13 protein-coding genes are annotated in these 19,294 nt (G+C 64.3%); 7 read left to right on the top strand and 6 right to left on the bottom strand.

Annotation, left to right across the window (positions count from 1 at the left end):
* The first annotated feature begins 86 nt into the window (after positions 1–86).
* Together AC07YS_RS06370 and AC07YS_RS06365 are read left to right on the top strand one after the other, a co-directional pair.
* The gene (locus AC07YS_RS06370; RefSeq protein ID WP_369632468.1) at positions 87–2,771 is read left to right on the top strand and encodes a winged helix-turn-helix domain-containing protein; all 2,685 of its coding nucleotides are present in this window, start codon (positions 87–89) and stop codon (positions 2,769–2,771) included.
* A 130-nt stretch (positions 2,772–2,901) separates the two neighbouring features.
* Entirely contained in the window at positions 2,902–5,160 is a 2,259-nt protein-coding gene (locus AC07YS_RS06365; protein ID WP_495267537.1) for an acyl-CoA dehydrogenase family protein, read from the top strand.
* Between the two features lie 719 nt (positions 5,161–5,879).
* On the opposite strand, the gene AC07YS_RS06360 is transcribed toward AC07YS_RS06365, so the two are convergent.
* Positions 5,880–6,971 (bottom strand): helix-turn-helix domain-containing protein, encoded by a 1,092-nt coding sequence (locus AC07YS_RS06360; protein ID WP_369632470.1) that lies wholly within the window; start codon positions 6,969–6,971, stop codon positions 5,880–5,882.
* A 62-nt stretch (positions 6,972–7,033) separates the two neighbouring features.
* On the opposite strand from AC07YS_RS06360, the gene AC07YS_RS06355 reads away from it, so the two are divergent.
* The 5 genes from AC07YS_RS06355 to AC07YS_RS06335 all read left to right on the top strand — a co-directional run bounded on the left by AC07YS_RS06355 (position 7,034) and on the right by AC07YS_RS06335 (position 13,335).
* The gene (locus AC07YS_RS06355; RefSeq protein ID WP_369632471.1) at positions 7,034–7,345 is read left to right on the top strand and encodes a hypothetical protein; all 312 of its coding nucleotides are present in this window, start codon (positions 7,034–7,036) and stop codon (positions 7,343–7,345) included.
* 55 nt (positions 7,346–7,400) lie between these two features.
* The gene (locus tag AC07YS_RS06350) at positions 7,401–8,396 is read left to right on the top strand and encodes a Bug family tripartite tricarboxylate transporter substrate binding protein (protein WP_495267538.1); all 996 of its coding nucleotides are present in this window, start codon (positions 7,401–7,403) and stop codon (positions 8,394–8,396) included.
* Between the two features lies 1 nt (position 8,397).
* Positions 8,398–9,837, top strand: coding sequence for an N-acyl-D-amino-acid deacylase family protein (locus tag AC07YS_RS06345; protein ID WP_369632473.1), 1,440 nt, complete (start codon positions 8,398–8,400; stop codon positions 9,835–9,837).
* Between the two features lie 37 nt (positions 9,838–9,874).
* Positions 9,875–11,044 (top strand): DSD1 family PLP-dependent enzyme, encoded by a 1,170-nt coding sequence (locus AC07YS_RS06340; protein ID WP_369632474.1) that lies wholly within the window; start codon positions 9,875–9,877, stop codon positions 11,042–11,044.
* 368 nt (positions 11,045–11,412) lie between these two features.
* The gene (locus AC07YS_RS06335; RefSeq protein ID WP_369632475.1) at positions 11,413–13,335 is read left to right on the top strand and encodes a putative Ig domain-containing protein; all 1,923 of its coding nucleotides are present in this window, start codon (positions 11,413–11,415) and stop codon (positions 13,333–13,335) included.
* A gap of 298 nt (positions 13,336–13,633) precedes the next feature.
* On the opposite strand, the gene AC07YS_RS06330 is transcribed toward AC07YS_RS06335, so the two are convergent.
* Genes AC07YS_RS06330 through AC07YS_RS06310 form a run of 5 tightly spaced genes read right to left on the bottom strand, consistent with a single transcriptional unit; the run spans position 13,634 to position 19,282 of the window.
* Positions 13,634–14,494, bottom strand: a complete 861-nt coding sequence (locus tag AC07YS_RS06330) for a fumarylacetoacetate hydrolase family protein (RefSeq protein ID WP_062472330.1) — start codon at positions 14,492–14,494, stop codon at positions 13,634–13,636.
* Between the two features lie 21 nt (positions 14,495–14,515).
* Positions 14,516–15,448, bottom strand: coding sequence for a VOC family protein (locus AC07YS_RS06325; RefSeq protein WP_062472329.1), 933 nt, complete (start codon positions 15,446–15,448; stop codon positions 14,516–14,518).
* Complete coding sequence (locus AC07YS_RS06320) at positions 15,445–16,437, bottom strand: alpha/beta hydrolase (RefSeq protein ID WP_062472326.1); 993 nt, start codon at positions 16,435–16,437, stop codon at positions 15,445–15,447. Before AC07YS_RS06320 ends, AC07YS_RS06325 begins: the two co-directional genes overlap by 4 nt.
* Entirely contained in the window at positions 16,437–17,774 is a 1,338-nt protein-coding gene (locus AC07YS_RS06315) for an amidohydrolase family protein (RefSeq protein WP_369632476.1), read from the bottom strand. The genes AC07YS_RS06320 and AC07YS_RS06315 overlap by 1 nt, the downstream gene beginning before the upstream one ends.
* Positions 17,771–19,282 (bottom strand): FAD-dependent monooxygenase, encoded by a 1,512-nt coding sequence (locus AC07YS_RS06310; RefSeq protein WP_369632477.1) that lies wholly within the window; start codon positions 19,280–19,282, stop codon positions 17,771–17,773. Before AC07YS_RS06310 ends, AC07YS_RS06315 begins: the two co-directional genes overlap by 4 nt.
* Positions 19,283–19,294 lie beyond the last annotated feature (12 nt).

Here is a 19,294-nt window from a genome sequence, read left to right as displayed (position 1 = left end):
CACCCCTCGTGTTGAGGGGGCGGGTTGCAGCGGAGAGCGTTCCGAGGAGGCGCTCCCTAAAATCCCTCGTGCAAGGAGCCCGCCTTTTGCCGCTCGACCACCTTCTCATTCCGACCAAGTTCGCGCCGCCGCGCATCAGCCCGCAATCGACCGCGCGGACCCGCCTGCTGGCGCGGCTTCGCGAAGCGCGCGACTGCCGGCTTGCGCTGGTGTGCGGCAGCGCGGGCTTCGGCAAGACAACGCTGCTGGCGCAGTGGCGCCAGGAACTGCTGAAAGCCGGCGAGCAGGTGTCGTGGCTCTCGCTGTCGCAGGAGGAGCAGCAATTTCCACAGTTCCGCGCCTACCTCCTGGGCGCGCTGCAGCAGGCCGGCTTGGCCGTTGAAGACAGCACCGCCCTGCCTTCCGAGGCACGCGCCGAGCTGCCAGTGGCGCAGACCGTCGCCACCATCGTCGATGCGGCCTGTCAGTCGAGCAAGGCCCTCTACCTCTTCATCGACGACTACCACCATGTCGACGACCCGCTGACGCATGCGTTGATACAGGGCCTGCTGGACCACTGTCCCGAGGAGATGCACCTGGTCCTCGCATCGCGCACCTCGCCGCCGCTTGCTGTGAGTCGCATGCGCCTCACCGGCGAGCTGAGCGAAATCGCCCTCGCAGACCTGCCATTCGATTTCCATGAGACGCAGGACTTTCTGGCCAAGCAGCTCGGCGAAGTTACGCCCGACGACGCGCGCCTGATCCACGACATCACTGACGGCTGGCCCCTGTGCGTGCAGATGATCTGCATCCGACTCAAGCGCGCGTCGGGCAACCGCGCGCTGCTATCACAACTGGTGCACCACCGCGGCGACCTGCAACGCTACCTGTCGGAGGACGTGGTGCGCGACCTGGCGCCCGAACTCGTTGACTTCATCGAGAAAATCTCGATCTGCCGGCGCTTCAATGCCGACCTGGTCCACTACGTCACGGAGAGCCCGCAGGCCCGGGCTCTGCTTGATCAGTTGGAGCGCGAAAACCTCTTGCTCCTACCCGTCGAGATCGACAGTCCCACGCCGTGGTATCGCCTGCATCCGCTGTTCGCCAGCTTCCTGCAGGAGCGCCTTTCAGCGCGCGATCCGCAGCAGGTGCGCGCGGCTCATGCGCGCGCGAGCCATTGGTTCGAGGCACACGGCTCGTTGATCGAGGCCCTGCGGCACGCCTACCACGCGGACGATCTCGAGGCCGCAGCTCGGCTGGTGGAGCGCGCTGACCTGCCGGTGCGCAGCATGAGCTTCATCAGCACGCTGCAACGCTGGATGAGTCAGCTCTCGGCCGAGGTGCTGATGGCCCACCCCCGGCTGCTCGTGCTCGGTTGCTGGGCGCTTGTCGCCACTTGCCGATGGAGAGATGCGCAGGCCTGGCTCGATCGGCTGCAGCAAGGTCAAGCAATGCTGGCCCCCGAGTTCGCCCTGCACGCACGCTACCTGCGCGCCAGTATCGCGCTTCAGCGCGATGACACCAGTGCCGCGTTGGCGCTGATCGCGCCTTCGGACTTCGATGCCTTGCAGGAACGGTTCCTGCGCCAGGCCCACCTAGCCATACTCAGCTTTGCGTATTGTGCGGAAGGCCGCTACGCCGACGCACGGAGCCTGCACCGCAACCTCGCACGCCTGTCGCGTGCAGAGTTGTTGGACGACATGGCGCTAGTGGCCGAGTCGACCTTGCTACTTAGCCATCTACTGGAGGGCTCCAACACGGAGGCGATCCGGATTGCCGGGCCGCTGGTTGTGCGCTCCGAGGACGCGCACGGCCGCCGCTCGGTGTCTGCCGTGAACTGCGCGGCTTTCGCCGCCGATGCGTACTACGAAGCTGATCGCCTCGCCGAGGCGCGCGACGTGCTCGCCCACCGCCTCGATCTGCTGCGCTTCTCGTCCCCGGAGCCGATGGTGCGCGCCCTCATCGCGCGTAACCGGCTGGCGGGCTTGCAACTGTCACCACTAGAAACGCTCCAGGGTCTGGCCGAAGACGAATCCCAATATCGCGACCAAGCGCTCGATCGCCCATTGGCGTATGTGCTGGCCGAGCAGGCGCGCCTACATCTGCGGCTTGGCCGCCAGGAGATCGCGCAGCAGATACAGGCCGAGCTCGATGCGCTGGCTGAACGCCATCGCGGCGCCGCGGGTTTCCTTGCCGAAATCGACGCCATTGCCGCGCTGGCGGCGGCGCGCCTCGCTCTAGCCGAAGGCCACGGGGACGCGGCATTGCCTGCGCTCGGGCGCCTGCGGCAGCACGGCGTCACGTTCGCCCGCCAAAAGAGCGTGGTGCTGGCCGACCTACTGTCAGGCTGCGCCTTCGATCAGATGGGGCGCGAGGCGGAATCGAGACACGGGCTGATGGTCGGCATTGAGGCCGCGCTGCGTCTGGGTCTGGTGCGCACCGTGTTGGACGAAGGCGAAGCCCTGCATGTTCTACTCAGGAAACTGGTGACGACGCTGGAGGCCGGCGACACCCGGGATTACCTCGCCGACCTGCTGCAGCGAGCCGACGCCGCGCGCACATCCCGACTACCCTTGCGAGAGGCTGCGGTGCAGGACCAAAACATGAAGCCGCGCGAGATCGAGATCCTGCAACTGCTCGGTCAATCGATGTCCAACAAGCGGATCGCGCTGACCCTGAATATCACGCTCGAAACCGTAAAGTGGAACCTGAAGAGCATCTTCGGCAAGCTTGGCGTCCCGAGCCGGTACGACGCGGTGATGGTGGCACGCAAGCGCGGACTGATCGACTGAGTCGTTTGCCGCAGGCTCCACTCGAAAAGAGGGGTGATCGCTTTTCTGGCGCACACCAGAATCTTCGTCGCAGTCCAGAGGTCGGACTGCTCCACACGAAAGATGTCGTATGGCAGAAGAAGAGCGCGCTGTGCCTGCCCCCGAAATGCTGCCGAGCGACGAAGAGCGGGAGATGTTGCGCGAAAGCCTGCGCCGTCTGCTTGAACGGCTCTGGCCCGCCGAGCGCGCCATAGCGCTGGCTGCCGACACGCAAGCGATTGCGTCGATCTGGCACGCACTGGCGGAACAGGGCGTGGCAAGCCTGGGCCGCGATCCGCTCGAAGGCGGTCTGCGCGAGATTACAGTGGCGCTGGAAGAACTAGGGCGTGCGGGCTGTCCCGCGCCGCTGGTCGGCGCCGTGCTTGTGAATATGGTGCTTTCGCCGCTGCGAAGCAGTTCGCAGGAAACGGATGATTTGCTGGACGCGCTCCATCGGGGCGACGCCACCATCGCCTTCGCACTAGGTAGCTTTGACGGCGATCCGTGCGCTGGCACGCTTCGGTGGAACAGTGATCGGTTGCAAGGGTGCGTGGACTTTGCCGAGGGCTGTGCGACAGCCACTCACGTGCTCGTGCTGGCCGACCAAGGTCCATTGCTGGTAGTTGTGCCGCGCGGTGCACCGGGTCTGGCCATCGAGGAAACGCCGGGTCTGGCGATCCCGCCCTTGGCTCGGCTGACCTTCGACTGCGTGGCCGCAGTCCCTTTGGCCATTTCGCAGCAACTGGCCGAGGATCTCCACCAGATCGCAGGGCTGGCCTTGCTGGCGCGCAGTCTAGGTGCTGCACAGCGCGGCTTCGACATGGCGGTCGAATATGCGAAGGAGCGCCGTCAGTTCGGCCAACCGATCGGCCGCTTCCAGGCACTTCAGCACAAGCTCGCGAACGCTCTGATGAGCCTGGAGGCTGCGAGGCTATTGCTGAACAACGCGGCCCGCAGCTACGACTTCGGCATGGACAACTGGCGTGTGCTCGGCGCGAGCGCGCGCGCTTTTGCCGGCCCTGCTCTGCGCCGGGTGGCGCTGGAGGTGCACCACACCTTCGGTGCCGTCGGCTACTCGGAAGAACATGAGGCACCTCGGCATTTCCGGCGAATTCATGCCGACCTGGCACGCCTGGGTGGGGTGCGCCGTGCCCGGGAGCAATTGGCCCAGGCGCTGCTCGACCAGGGGCAGGCACTTCCAGAACAGGATCTGGGGACTGCGGGCAATGCATTTCGCGTGGAAGTGCGCGACTGGCTGAAGGACAACTGGGTGCCCGAAAGCCGGGAAGACGAGATTGACCGACCGTACGAAGAATGGGGCTACGACACCAGGTTCACCGCATTGCTGGGCCGCAAAGGATGGAACAGTCTGAGTTGGCCCAGCGCCTACGGCGGCGAAGGCCGCACGCCCCGCGAGCAATTGGCTTTCATGGAAGAAATTCAGCGCGTCGGCGCGCCGATGGGTGGCCGTGGGGACATCCAGGCTCATGCCCTGATGTCGTTCGGCACGCCAGCGCAGAAGGCTGAGTTCCTTCCCAAGCTCGCTCGCGGGGAAATCACCTTCTGCCTAGGCTACAGCGAACCCGGCTCGGGCTCCGACCTCGCCTCGATGCAGACCACCGCCGAGCGCGACGGCGACGAATGGGTGATCAATGGACAGAAAATCTGGACCACGGCCGCAGAGAAAGCCGACTACATGTGGCTAGCGGCGCGCACCGATCGGACTGCGCAGCGGCCGCACGCCGGCATCAGCCTCTTCATCGTGCCAATGAAGACTCCGGGTCTCACGGTGCGCCCGTCGATGGCCATGTACGGGCACACTTTCTGCGAAGAATTCCTCGACAACGTGCGAGTATCTGCACATGCGCTTGTCGGTGAGGTCAACCAAGGTTGGACGATCCTCACCTCCGCATTGGCCACCGAGCGAATGATGATGGGCAGTTTCATCGCTAACGCGCGTGCCGAATTCGAATGCTTGGTCCGATGCGTGCGCGAGGTCGACGACAGCCTGCAATCAGGCCGTACCGATGGTGCCGTTCGTGATCGCATTGGAGCGCTCGCCGCCCAGGTCGAGGCCGGACGGCAGTTGTTCATGAACAGTATTGAAATGGCGGAGAAAGGCAAGGCCCCGATCCATGAAGCCGCCATGAGCAAGGCGTACACCGGCGAACTGATGGAGCAGTTGGGGCAAGTCTCGCTCGATATTCTGGGCGCTGCGGCGACGCTATCCAAGGGGGCGCATGGCGCGGTCGCCGCGGGCCGGTTCGAGCAACTGCTGCGTTTTTCGATCGTGACCGTGATCGGCGGTGGCACGGCGGAGATTCAGCGGAACTTGATCGCTCTGCATGGGTTGGGATTGCCGCGCTCCTGATCGGGGCTCGCTACTCTTGGGAAAAAAAAAGACCATTACGGATCTACCCGTCTTCCCCCCGAGCTGCACGCGGTTGAGAAAGCGACCACTTGATTGGGACCCCACCGAGGCAAGGTGTTTCTGAGAGAGAGAGAGAAAATTCGCCCTCATCTAGCTTTCATAAGAGAAGCGCACAGGCCGCCCACGGGCAAAGATGTGATCAATCCGAAACTTCATTCGGCGGCTCCCAAGAATGAGCGCTTACTAGCGGCCTATGCACTTTCCGTGAACTTCCGTTCCTGGTTGATAGTACCCGTCGAGCGAGGCCGAGGGATGCCGGCAGCCGCTGCATACCTGCCTCTCGCAGTGATGAACTATTGACCTGAGTGCAGCACGTTTTTACTGGTTGCTTTGCGCTCTCAACTTCCGATAACCGGGCGTTTATGTGCCTATCGTTATCGTCGGTTGGGCAATAGGCTCGTCGTTGGCGCGAAAGCGGTTTCTATCAGCGGTGCCCTGATGGGACAGGGCATGGTCCAACAGGCCGAAATACGGAGCGTCGCACGCGTTGGGCGGCTGCTTCAGACTGGTTGCTGCCGTTCGATGCGGCTGGCCAGAGGGGCACTATCGGCCAATAGCCGACTTTCATTACACCGTCCAGTTCGCTAGCACCTTCAAAGTCGGCGGGCAGCACATACCGGTCGAGGCCCGGGGTCGAGCTCGTCCCTCATGGAGGCAGCTCAAGCTTGAGACTGGCCTGCTTCGTTCAATTTCCAATGCGCGCGCGGCCCCCTGAAGGTGTAGCGTTCCCGGTAGCTACGCGGGCTGATGCCTGTCGCGCGCGCAAACATCCGGCAGAAGGCACTGGTGTCCGAATAGCCGCACTCATGAGCGATCTCCTCGACCGAACGCCAGGTGCCTTCGAGCCACATCTCGGCGCGCTGCACGCGCAGCTCCTGCAGGTACTTCAGAGGCGTCTTGCCGAGATGCTGGCGGAATATCCGGGAAAGGGTCCGCTCACTGACCGAGGCCGCCGCTGCCACTTCTGCCAGCGTCAATGCGCGCCCCGCGTTGGCCTGGATCCAGGTCTGCGCGCGATAGAGCGGCGTGTCTCGTGACTGTCCTAGCACTTCCTTGCTTGTCATGCTGGCCGACAGCGCCTGGCGCTCGGCGTTGAGCAGAACCTTTTCGGCGCAGGCATGCGCCAGATCGGCCAGCCCGGCGTAGGTGGTCAGGTGAAGCACCAGCGCATGCGTCAATGAAGGGGCTGCCGCGCAAACCATTCCGTGCTGCACCACGATCGGCTCACGCGCCTCGATCCTCACGTTCGGAAACTGGACCTCGAAGCCCGACTGGTAGAGCCACTGGATGGGCGCGAGCAGGAGCCGCCCCGACTGCGCGAGGAGCCAAATGCTGGTGCCGCAAGCGCCGATGAGATGGCCCGCGTCGAGGCGCTCGCGAACCTTCTCGACCAAGCCCGCGTTGCGGGACACCAACCGTCGCAGCGCCGGCATTGAGCGCATCTCGAGCGGCGGGAGAAGCATCACGCGTGGTCCTGGCCGGGGCTTGCGAGCGTACAGGCGCTCCTCGTCGTCGATGCACGCCTGCGCATGCCATTTGTGCGTACGGCCCCGCGCATCGACCAGGCGCCACGCCACGACCGGCTCGCGGCTGCGGGGGGCGCGCGTGCGCGCAAGTGCATTGAGTTCTCGAAGGACGTCGATCACCACCCACAGCGCGCCGGGAGCGCCGCCTTCGGCGAGCACAAGATCGAAATGAACCATAAAAATCTGGTTGGCTGGATCAGCACAGCAAATGGCGAGATTGAACATTGTCGCAGCGGATGCCCGAACCTACCATTCGCCGCACTGTTCAAGCCCAGGAGCCGTTCGCCGTGAATTCGTCCCAGATCAAGAAGTCGCGTGTCGCGTTCTTTTGCGACGCTGTCCTGGCCGGACATGCAGCCACAGCAGGATGTGTCTCCAAGCCAGCGAAGCTGCTCGTTCCGTATCCGGCGGGTGGTCTGTTGGAAGGCGCAGAAATCGGATCGCGCCCATCCGTTGGCCTGTACAAGATGCGGGCCATGGTCCCGATCCGAAATCACTCCGATGCCGCGCCCATCGCCGGAACCGGCAAAAGCTCCCTGGTCTGCGGCAATCACCCCGGTTTGCTGCTTCATCGAGCAGGTCTTCGCCGAAATGATTGATGAAGAGCATTTTCACGATCCATCCGACTACAGATACCAATCAAGGACTACGAGCATGGCACTCCCCCACACGAAGCGATTTCCCACGGCATTGGCAGCGCTCGTTCTGCTTGCTGCCGCAACAGCAGGCTCGGTCCATGCGGAGGGCGCACCATATCCTGCAAAACCTGTCCGCGTCGTGGTGCATTCTGGAGCGGGAGGGCCACCAGACCTCCTCATTCGTGTCGTGGTCCCCGAAATGGCACGTCGACTCGGACAGCCACTTTTCGTGGATAACAAACCTGGCGCAGCTGGAGCGATCGGCATCGGCGAGGTTGCACGTGCAGCACCCGACGGATACACCATTGGATTCGCCAACGCCACTACGCTGGCGATCAATCAGTCCCTTTACTCCAAGCTGCCCTACGACGCAGAGCGACAGCTAGCTCCGATTGGACTCATTGGCTTCGTGTCCAACGCTCTTGTCGTGAGATCCCGTAGCTCATTTCGCTCCATTGACGACCTGCTTAACTATGCAAAAAAGAACCCAGGCAAGCTGTCGATGGGGTCATCGGGCAATGGAGGAACGGGGCATCTGAGCGGAGAGCTCTTCAAGGCGAAGGCTGGGATCAGTATGTTGCATGTGCCCTACCGAGGAAGCGCAGCGGCGGTTCAGGACTTGGTGGGTGGAATGGTCGACCTGATGTTCGAGAACATTTCGATGGTTCTTCCCCAGATCCAATCAGGCCAGCTGCGTGCACTCGCGGTCACTTCCAAAGAAAGATCGCCACTGCTGCCAGCGGTCCCAACAGTGATGGAGGCTGGTCTGCCTAGCTATGAGATGGTTGCATGGGGTGGTCTGGTCGCACCGGCGGGCACTTCGCCAGACATCATCGCGACGCTCAATAGGGCACTCAATCAATCACTCGACGATCCAGTGGTGAAAAAGCGTCTTTCGGAACTGGGAACCGAGACGTCGACGGGCGAGCCCGAACGCCTATTTACTCTGGCGCGAAAAGAGCGGCCGATTTGGGCCGAGATCGTGAAATTTTCCAACGCAAAAATGGACTGATATGACGTTCGACTACATTTTCAAGGACGCGACCGTCATTGACGGCACAGGCGCACCGCGATACCGTGCGGATGTCGGTGTCGTCGCAGAGTTGATCGCGGAAATCGGAGACCTGAGCAAGGCAAGCGCCAAACAGGTCATCGATGCAAGTGGACAGGTTATCGCGCCAGGCTTCATTGACACCCATGCGCATGACGATGCCGCAATCTTCGATCGCTCGGAAATCTATCCGAAACTAGCGCAGGGCGTTACCACCATCATCAACGGCAACTGCGGTTGTTCTCTGGCCCCAATGGCATTGAGACCTGGTGAACGCCCTCCAACGCCTCTTGATCAGCTCAGTCGTGACGGCGTTCACTTCAGGACCTTTGCCGAGTATCTCGATGCGGTGAGCTTGTCGCGACCTGCCATCAACGGCGCGTTCCTGGTTGGGCACTCCACCTTGCGATTTCGGCACATGGCTGATCTGCAAAGGCCGGCGAACGAATCAGAAATCTCTGCCATGCAATTGGACTTGCATGAAGCCCTGGACGCCGGCGCACTGGGAATGTCCACCGGCGTTTTCTATGGACCGGCGCAAGCCACAACCACAGATGAACTCATCGCTGTGGGCCGCCCCCTTTCCGACAGGGGCGGACTGATTGCGATGCATGTTCGAAATGAGGCGGACCAGATCGAACCCGCTTTGCATGAAGCCTTTGCTGTCAGCAGCACGCTCCACGTTCCGTTGGTCGTCTCGCACCACAAACTGTTTGGAAAGGAAAATCACGGTCGATCGACGCATACGCTTGCCATGCTCAAAAAGCAGGCGCGCCTGTCGCCCGTTTGCTTCGACTGCTATCCCTATACGGCTTCATCGTCTACCTTGCTTCCTTCTCGCATCAAGGATTCGTCGCGCATTCAGATTACCTGGTCGAAGACTCACCCTGAGCACGCTGGCCGAGACCTCAAGGACATCGCTGAGGAAATGGGAGTCGATCAAGAGGAGGCGATGCGCCGCCTGGAACCCGGAGGTGCGGTCTACTTTGCACTGTCGGAAGATGACGTGCAGCGAATCCTTGCTTCGCCGAACGCGATGATCGGCTCCGATGGGGTGCCTTTTCAAGAGGTTCCGCATCCACGCATGTGGGGCACGTTTCCGCGGGTCTTGGGCCACTATTCACGAGACTTGCGCTTGTTTCCGCTGGAGGCGGCACTTCACAAGATGACCGGGTTGCCAGCGGAACGATTCGGGCTCGTCGGCCGAGGAAGGGTGGCAACGGGCTTCGCTGCGGACCTGACCGTTTTCGACGCGGAGCAGATTGCCGACATGGCCACGTTCGACACGCCCAAACAAGCCCCCAAGGGAATTTCCCATGTCATGGTCAACGGACGCATGGCCGTAGTGGGTGGCGAGGTCGTGGACTGGCATGCAGGCCAGGTGTTGCGTCGTGGCCAGTGAGCTTCGGATGCCATCTCGGTACAAAGTCAAGGCATCAATGAAACAACAGACTTCATTCTTCATCGACAACGTGATCGCGGATGCGGACAGGCCGTGGAATATCCCGCCGGCAGTACCAGGGATGCCGATTGCAGAAGTCGACACCCCGGCGTTGATTCTTGATCTTGATGCGCTCGAGTTCAACATGAACAAGGTTCATGAACGGCTGCACGCGGCGGGTCTTCGCGTCCGCCCGCATGGGAAGGCCCACAAGAGTGCCGATATCGCGAGATTGCAGATCGCGTCCGGCGCGATTGGAATCTGCTGCCAAAAGATCAGCGAAGCTGAGGCATTTGTGGCAGGCGGAGTCGCAGACGTATTGGTGACCAATCAGATTGTGGGGGCCATCAAAACCAGGCGCGCCGCACAACTGGCGAGGCGATGTGCGCTGTCTGTCTGTGTGGATCATCAAGTCCAGATCGATCAGTTGGCAGAAGCGACTCGGGACGCCGCATCAAGAATTGGCGTTCTGGTGGAGGTTGATATCGGGCACGGTCGATGCGGCGTTTCGTCGGTCAATGCAGTCGTCGAGCTGGCGAAGCTCATCACACGGCACTCTCCGCAGCTCTCATTTGCCGGTCTTCATGCTTTCAGGGGCTCAGCTCAACATTTGCGGACATATGAGGAGCGTGAGGCCGCGGTGGATCAGGCCGTGGCAATGCTGCGAGACGTTGTCGAAGCCTTGAGCCGGGAGGGCCTGGAATGCCCGACCATCACCGGCGGTGGAACCGGGACGTACGCCTTGGAAGCAGCTTCGGGTCTCTACACGGAAGTCCAACCGGGGTCCTATGTGCTCATGGATGCTGACTACGCTGAGAATATCCAAGGAGAAAACGATGACGTCCTGCGCCACGCACTCTTCGTGATGTGCTCCGTCATTAGTGCGCAGAGCCACCACGCGGTACTGGATGGTGGGTTGAAGGCATTTGCCATGGATCGTGGCGTACCCAAGATGGTCGACTGCGATTCGACTGTGCGATCAGTCTCTGATGAGCATGCTGTGATTGAACCTGGGGAGTCGCGGCAGCTGCCACGAATCGGGGAGAAGGTTCGTCTGATTCCAGGCCATTGCGATCCAACAGTCAATCTCCACGACTGGATCGTTGCTTTCCGCGGTTCCCATGTCAGCCACGTGTGGCCTGTCACGGCGAGAGGCGCAATGTTCTAGGGCGACGCTGAGTTTGCTGTCGCCGAGTGTCCCGCATGGCCCGCTGACGCGAGCACGCACGCTCTGGTCGCCGTGTGGACGTCGGCGCCAGCCAGGCTTCACCACCCGCACGCGACTCTTCCTTTAACTGACTCGGATGAGGAACACCGGCGCTTGTTGGGGACGCAGGCGGCTGTGCAGCGGCTGCTGACGTAGCGTCTTCTCGAAAGCAGACCTCAAGATGCCGGCCATCTACCTGTTTTCGGGTATTGCCCCTCGGTAGCGAGTTGCATAGGATCGCCGCCTTACAAAATGTAACCAGGGTGATCATGGGGAGCATTACTGCAAGGGCGCGATTGCTCCGCGCTCAATCCGTTTGGCTTTGGCTAATGGCCCTGTGGCTGGGCTGCCTCGTGGCCTTGTCCGGCTGCGGCGGCGGCTCGGGCGGCGCGAGCTTCGTCGGCTTCGGGCTCAACCTCACGCAGCCGCCCGCGGGCTTGAGCTATGCCATGACCTCCGCGGTCTACGAGGTCGGGCAGGCCATCGTGCCGAATCGGCCCACCGCCAGCGGCGGCGCCGTCGAGCGCTATGCCGTGGCGCCGCCGTTGCCGGCGGGCCTGGCGCTCGACGCGGGCACGGGCGTCATCAGCGGAGCGCCCACCGCCGTTGCCGCATCCGCCGTGTACGTGGTGACCGCCGAGAACGCGGGCGGCAGCGCGACGGCCCGCGTGCAGATCGAGGTGCGCAGCACGCCTGCCGCGCCGTCCGGGCTGACCTACCGTGAAAGCGCCGCGATCTACACCGTGGGCCAGGCCATCGCGGCCAACGCGCCCGCCAGCAGCGGCGGTCCGATCACCGGCTACAGCATCGCGCCGGCCTTGCCCGCGGGGCTGCTGCTCGACCCGCAGACCGGCGTGATCAGCGGAACACCCACCGCCGCCGCGGCGGACGCGGCCTACACCGTCACCGGCACCAACGCGGCCGGATCGGCCGAGGTCACGTTGCAGCTGGCAGTCCAGGCGCCGCTGGCGGCGCCTGCCAGCGTGGCGTATGCCACGCCGCGCGCGCTCTACGCCACGGCGCAAGTCATCGTTCCCAACACAGCGCTGGTGATCGGCGGCACGCCCTCGGCGTTCTCGGTGATGCCGGCGCTGCCCGGCGGCCTGAGCCTCAACGCGCTGACCGGTGCGATCACCGGCACGCCGGCGGCCATCCAACCGCTGACGACATACACGGTCACGGCCAGCAACAGCGCGGGCTCGGCGCAGGCGCAGGTGCGGATTGCGGTCACCGGAAGTGGCAGCTGGGTTTCGCAAGCGGTTCTGCCGACCGGACGTCACTACGCGCCGGTCGTGCGCCTGCAAAGCGGCAAAGCGCTGGTCATCGGCGGGTTCACGGCCTCCGGCGTGACCGCGTCGGTCCTCGTCTACGACCCGGCGGGCAACAGCTGGACCGCGGCCGCGCCCATGTTGACGCCTCGCTCCGACGGATCGGCGACCGTGCTGCCCGACGGACGCGTGCTGGTCGCCGGCGGCGACGGTGCGGGCATCTCCCCCGTTGCGGCCGCCGAAATCTACGACCCGGTCGCCGATACCTGGCAGCTCGCCGCGAGCATGGCCGAGGCGCGCACGCGGGCCACAAGCACACTGCTGCCCAATGGCAAGGTCCTTGTCATCGGTGGCTACAGCCGGATTCCCAGTTTGACCTTTTCGCAGACGGCCGAGCTGTATGACCCGGCTTTCAACACCTGGACCTCCATGGCCACGCCGTTGTCGTCCCCACGCGCTCAGCATGCCGCGCAGCTGCTGCCGGGCGGCAATGAAGTGCTGGTGATCGGCGGCGTCAACCGAAACGGGTTCGTGACCTCCGCCGAACGGTTCCCTGTCAACGACAACGGTGCCACCACGCCTGTTGCTGGCACCGTGCCCGCCGCCAACGTATACACCTCCGTGCTGCTGGCGGACGGCGACGTGCTTGCGATGGGCGATGGCAGCAGCACCGCGATGCGCTTCGACGTCGCCACGTCGGGCTGGACGGCGAGCGTTTTTTCCAGCACGCGCTCCCTTCCGACGATGACGACGCTGGCCGATGGCCGCGTGTTGCTCGCGGGCGGTACTGGCAGTGGCGGCGTTCGCCTGGCCACCGCAGAAATCTACAACCCCGACTTCGACGTCTGGACGTCGGCGAGTTCGATGTCCACCGGGCGCAGTGCCGCCTCCGCGGTCTTGCTCAGCGATGGCTCCGTCCTGGTTGTCGGCGGGTTCTCCAACCCTGCCGGCGAAGTCGACGCGGTGGAGCGCTTCCTGCCCTAGGCCTTGCCGTGTCACAAGCGAACGGCCGCTCTCCTGGCCTGCGAACGTCGGTTATCTGGCGATTTTGGGGAAGTGGTCGACCGTCCGGTTCTGGCCGATAGTGCCCATTCGCGCGGGGCCGAGGGATGTCGGCAATCGCTGCATAGCCGCCCTTGGGGTATGCCCCCCTTCAAATGAGTTGCCGACGTTCGAGAGGCTCGGCTTGAGAGGAGCTGTCCGTCAAAAACGAGCCGCTCCCCATTTGCGCGCGGCACGCCTGCCCATTGTTCCCGCGGTAGCGGGGGAGGACGATCAGGCCTCAGGCCCACACTTCGTCGATCACGGGGTTTTGCAGAATGCCTATGCCTTCGATCTCCACTTCGCAGACGTCGCCCGGCTTAAGCCAGACCTGCGGCGTGCGCGCCAGACCCACGCCCGAGGGCGTACCGGTGATGATCATGTCGCCCGGCTGCAATTCCATGCCTTCCGAGCACGCGGCAACGAGGGTCGCTACGTCGAAGATCATGTCGCGCGTGTTGGCGCTTTGCAGCACTTCGCCGTTCAGTCGGCAGGTCAGCTGCAGGCCGGTGGCGCCTGCCGGCAGTTCGTCCGCTGTGACGAATTCGGGGCCGAAGCCGCCGCTGCGATCGAAGTTCTTTCCCCACAGCCATTGGCCGGAGCGGAACTGGTAGTCGCGGATGGAACCCTCGTTGAAAATGGCGTAACCGGCCACGTGCGCCAGCGCATCCTCCTTGGCGATGTAGCGGCCTGCCTTACCGATGATGGCCACGAGTTCCGCCTCATAGTCGAACTGCGTGGAGACCCGCGGGCGCACCAGGGGCTCGCCGTGTGCGACCCATGAAGAGGGAAAGCGCTGGAACAGGACCGGGTGCTTGGGCGGCTCGAAGTTGCTTTCCGAGGCGTGATCGACGTAGTTCAGGCCGATGGCGAAGGCCTTGGAGGGGTTCTGAAGCGGCGGCAGCAGTTTCAGCTCGGCGAACGCCAGGTGCTGCGTCGCGCGGGCGGCGGCATCCTTCACTGCGCTCAGTCCGTCGGGGTGCTTGAGCAGCGCGTCCAGCGTCGACGGCAATCCGACTTCGGTGAGGTTGACGACCTGCGAACCGGTTCGCAGCCCCAAGGCGGGCAGGCCGTTGCTGGCGATAAAGGCGATGAGTCTCATGGTGTGGCTTTCAAGGCCGGCTTATGCCGGCTGCTCCAGGTTGGTGATGAAATCGGGGGGCAGCGAAGGCCCCCACACATACAGCGAGTCTTCTGGCGGATGGTCTGCCGCGGGCCACTCGCTGTCGGCCGGCACGTAGTCGATGTCGTGCGAATACTCGGCATAGCTGCCCCACGGATCGCGCACGTAGTAGAAGTAGTTCGACCCGAGCACGTGCCGCCCCACGCCCCAGCCTCGCCCATGGCCGGCATTGCGCATCTGCTCGGAGCCGCGCCCGACCTCGTCGATGCTGCCCACGTCCCAGCTCGAATGGTGCAGGCCGGCCGCGTGCGACTTTGCGAAGGCCACCAGATGGTGATCGGAGCCATGGGCTCCATGCAGGAAGGCGATCAAGTCGCCGGAATGATCGGACAACCGCAGGCCCAGGATTTCCTGCGAGAAGCGGATCATTCGCGGCACGTCGGGCGTGAAGAAAAGTACGTGCGACAGGTAACGGGGGCGAACCTGCAGCGCGCGGCTGCGCGCTGGCGCGGCGCCATGGCCCGGTGCGACGGGCGGTGTCACGACCGGGCGGGACTTGTGCGAGGGCGACACCTTCGACGCTGCCACGAGCTGCAGGTGTGTGCCGTCCGGGTTGCGCAGCCAGACGCCCTCGGCATCGCCCAGCGGGTGCGGCTGTGCCTCGAGGCCAGCCGTGACAATGCGTTCCCGCAAGGCATCCAGCTGATGCGCATGCACGCCATAGCGCACGTACTCGAGCTGCTTCGACCGGCCCGATGCATGGACCCAGGCCCAGCAATGCGGATGGCCGAAGGTGTGCAGCGCCAGGCGGTTGCCTTCGCGGCGCACGTCCAGGCCGAAGGCGCGGTAGAACTGCTCGGCCTCATGCAGGTCGGGCACGCTGAACACGAAGCGGTCGACCGAATGGACCGACGCATGGGGGGCTTGATTCATACCTCAGCCTCCTTTGTGTCGTCGGGGCGGGCACGCAGGGTCGCTGCGAAGCAGCTGCAGATTTCGTCATTGGCGCGCCGTGCAGCCTCTGAGACCTCGAAGAACCCGAAGAAGGGATGGAACATGTCTTCGTAGCGCAGCACCTGCGTGGCAATGCCAGCCGCCTGCAGCCGCGCCGCATAGGCCAGCCCCTCGTTGTACAGGGGGTCGCACCCTGCCACGGCGATGACCGTGGCGGGCAAGTCGCCCAAGTCTGCGCAGTGCAGGGGAGACGGAGGAAAGTCCGTCGCACGGTCCGCTGCCGTGCCCAGGTAGAGCCGCGCCACCTCCCGCAGGTCGTGCGGCGTGAGCATTGGATACGCACACCCATCGTTTCTCTCGAGCCTGACCGTGTCGCGTGCGAAATCGACGCCGGGCACGATGAGCAGCTGACCCGCGAGCGCAAAGCCGCGGTCGCGAACCTGGATAGCCGACGAGGCAGCGAGATTGCCGCCCGCGCTTTCCCCGGCCACGGCCACGCACGCGGGATCGCCACCGAGGGCCACGGCGTTGGCCAGCGCCCACAACGTGGCAGCCAGCGCGTCGTCGTGCGCGGCGGGAAAGGGATGCTCCGGCGCGAGTCGATAGTCCACGGACACCACCACCGCCTCGATGTCGCGACACAGCTTGCGCGCGATGTCGTCCATCAGCTCGACGCTTCCGAGCACGAAGCCGCCGCCGTGGAAGAAGACGACGGTCGGCAGCGACGGCCTGTGCGAATGCGGGCGGTACACGCGCACCGGAACGCGCACGTCTGCGTGCGCGGCAACGGTGTCCTCCGCAGACTGCACATCCGGCAATCCGGAGCGCTCGCGCGCGGCAAGGACCGCGGCGCGCATGCGACCGCGCGCCTCGTCCGGCGTGCCGCTGAACGGTGGGGGCGCACCGCGTGCCTGCAGGACAGCAACCACCACGGCGAGTTGGGGATCAAGCTGCGGCATGGCCGGCATCACATCTCCCCCAGCACGTGTCGTTGCGAGTCGAAGGCGCGGGCGCGCAGCGCGTCGACATCGATGTGCAGCATGCGGCCATTGCGCTTCACCGCGCGTCCGGCGACGTAGACGGAATCGACATTGCCTGGATGGGCGGCCAGCACGATGGCCCCGACGGCGTCGGACACGGGGGTGAGGTTCAGGTCGTCCTGCCGCACCAGAATGAGGTCGGCCTGCTTGCCCGGCGTCAGCGATCCCGTCTTGTGCGCCAGCCCCGTGGCCTTTGCACCGGCGATCGTGCCGAACTCGAGCACGTCACGCAAAGTGATGGTCGGTGGTGCGTTCGCGGCCTTCGAATGGCCGCCACCCATCCAGGAGCGGTAGTGCGCAAAGGCATGGCGCATCTGCGTGAACATGTCGCCAGCGCATTTCGTTTCGGTATCGCCGCTCAGGCTGGGACGGATCCCGGCGGCCAGCAACCGGTCGAATGGGATATCGCCGATTCCCTGCGCGTTCAGTTCGCAGTGCACGCCCAACGAGGCCGTCACGCCCGCGTCGGCCATCATGGCCAGTTCGTCGTCCCCGCAGAAGCAGCAATGAACGAAGGTAAGGTCGTCGCCCAGCACGCCGGCCTGGTGCATCTGGGCGATCGCGCGGACCGGTGCATTGCGCGCATACGCGCCCATGTGGATGGTGGAGCGAATGTCTAGTTCGCGCGCCAGGCGCAGGTCCTGCAGCCAGACCTCGCGGCGTGCCATTTCCGGGCCGCGCCCGGCCATCGCCAGCGTCAGCAACTGGTCGTCCGAAGAGAAGTACTGGCTGCGCAGCCTGCGGATGTCCTGCGGATGACCGCGTTCGCTGTCGAACATCCAGGAATGCCCCTCGACCAGCGGCCAGCCATGGGCGAAGACCCCCCGGATGCCGGCGTCGCGCAGGGCTAGGATGGCGGCGTCCGCATGCTCCGGTGTGTTCTGGACATGCGACCAGTCCAGCATCGTGGTCGTCCCGCTGTCCAGGGCCGACACCGCGCCCAGCAGGGTGCCGGCATAGACGTCCTCGGTGCGGAAAGCAGAGCCCTTGGCCCCGAGCATTTCCGCGAAGTAGATCTGAGGATCGATGTCCGCATAGCGATGCCGCACGCAGGTTTGCCAGGTGTGCCGATGGGTGTCGACGAAGCCCGGCATGACGATCATGCGTTGCGCGTCGATGCGCTCGGCCGCTTCGGTCTCGATGTGGGGTGCGACCGCGACGATGCGCTCGCCTTCGATCAGGACGTCGCCGCGGCGCAGGTCGCCGATGGTGGGGTCCATGCTCAGGACCCAGCCACCGGCCAGGAGGGTGCGGTGGGTGTTCACGGCTTGCTCCGCGTGAGCCAGTGGCCCAGTTGCGCCTCGACCTCACCGGCCCGTGCCAAGGCGCTGCTGGCCCAGGCGACGTAGCCGTCCGGGCGCACCAGGATGCCCGTCACGCCGTCCATCTCTGCCGGTACGCGGCCGACGCGGGCGCTGACGACGCTCAAGGGCAGGCCAGCGCGCTGCAGCGCTTCGAACTGGCGGCTCTGGCCTTCCAGGTCGAGCAGCAGGAACTTGCGATCGCGCAGGAGCTCGGCCGGCCGAAGCGACCGGCCGTCGAGCGTGAGGAGGTCGAAGTCGGGTAGGCGGCAACCGGTCAGCGCGTGGTTGCCTGCTTCGTGCGGATACGGCGCTTCCAGCCCGCACAACTCCAGCACCAGTTTGCGCTGCACGTCCGGCAGCGGAATGATCTGCTCGGCCATGCGCCGCTTGAGTGTGAGGCCGCTTTCGTCGAAGTTGAACTGCAGCACACACTGCGCCTTGACGCTCTCCAGCAGGGCGCGCATGACAGGCAGGCGCTCCGCGTCGTAGCTGTCCAGTGTCGACTCATCGGCATGGCCGTTGACCACGTTGGCCAGCTTCCACCCCAGGTTGAAGGCATCCTGCAGGCAGAAGTTCATGCCGACGCCGCTGGCTGGATAGTGGATGCGGGCCGACTCGCCCACCAGGAACACGCGACCCTTTCGCAGCGACGGCACCGAACGCATCTGGTCGTCGAAGCGCGATGCCCAGCGGTGGCTGGTGATGCCGTAGTCGGTGCCGTGCACGTCCGCGATGCATTTCAGCGCTTCTTCCAGGGTGACGGGTTCATCCTTCGGTGCCATGCGTCGGTCGCGATGGACGATGTTGAAACGGGTGATGCCTTCACCGAAGGCGTAACCGCGCACCCAGCCCATCTCGTTGTCGACGTTGATGCGTCCTCCGGGCCAGGGCGCATCCAGGTGCGCATCGATGACGATGCCGCGGAAGGTGCCGGAATGGCCATCGAACGGGATGCCGGCACCGGAGCGCACCGTGCTGCGGCCGCCGTCCGCGCCGACGAGGTAGCGCGCGCGCAGCGTCGCTGGTGCCCCCTGGGCATCGGTGACCGACACGGTCACGCCGCTGCCATCCTGCTCGAAGGACTGCAGTTCCGTGCCGCGGCGAATTTGCGCGCCGCTCTCGGTCGCCCATTGCCAGAGGATTTCTTCGGTGAAGTTCTGTGGCAATCCCAGTGTGAAGCCGAATCGGCTTTCCAGGTACTGCCAGCGAATCGGATGAAAGCCGGCCCATATGTGCGAAGGCCGAAACGGGTACGGCACGATCTCGCGCGTGCGCTCGATGAACCGATCCGCAATGCCACGCGCATCGAACAACTCGAGCACGCGCGGCAGGATGGTCCCCGCCCGCGACTGCACGCCCTCGGTCCTGCGTTCGAGCACCAGCGTCTTAGCGCCCGCACCCGCCAGTTCGGCGGCGAGCGTCAAGCCCGAAGGGCCACCCCCCACCACGATGACATCCCATGACTGCATGTTTGTTTGCTC

The sequence above is a fragment of the Variovorax sp. GW458-11-26-14-LB1 genome (assembly GCF_059423965.1).
This window is presented reverse-complemented; position numbering and strand designations above follow the sequence as displayed.

What these genes read in the sequence shown, in the direction of transcription:
- AC07YS_RS06340 (WP_369632474.1), top strand. Translation starts at nt 9,875, where the DNA reads ATGAAACAACAGACTTCATTCTTCATCGACAACGTGATCGCGGATGCG.
- AC07YS_RS06360 (WP_369632470.1), bottom strand. Translation starts at nt 6,971, where the DNA reads ATGTTCAATCTCGCCATTTGCTGTGCTGATCCAGCCAACCAGATTTTT.
- AC07YS_RS06350 (WP_495267538.1), top strand. Translation starts at nt 7,401, where the DNA reads ATGGCACTCCCCCACACGAAGCGATTTCCCACGGCATTGGCAGCGCTC.
- AC07YS_RS06320 (WP_062472326.1), bottom strand. Translation starts at nt 16,437, where the DNA reads ATGCCGGCCATGCCGCAGCTTGATCCCCAACTCGCCGTGGTGGTTGCT.
- AC07YS_RS06335 (WP_369632475.1), top strand. Translation starts at nt 11,413, where the DNA reads ATGGCCCTGTGGCTGGGCTGCCTCGTGGCCTTGTCCGGCTGCGGCGGC.
- AC07YS_RS06310 (WP_369632477.1), bottom strand. Translation starts at nt 19,282, where the DNA reads ATGCAGTCATGGGATGTCATCGTGGTGGGGGGTGGCCCTTCGGGCTTG.
- AC07YS_RS06345 (WP_369632473.1), top strand. Translation starts at nt 8,398, where the DNA reads ATGACGTTCGACTACATTTTCAAGGACGCGACCGTCATTGACGGCACA.
- AC07YS_RS06325 (WP_062472329.1), bottom strand. Translation starts at nt 15,448, where the DNA reads ATGAATCAAGCCCCCCATGCGTCGGTCCATTCGGTCGACCGCTTCGTG.
- AC07YS_RS06330 (WP_062472330.1), bottom strand. Translation starts at nt 14,494, where the DNA reads ATGAGACTCATCGCCTTTATCGCCAGCAACGGCCTGCCCGCCTTGGGG.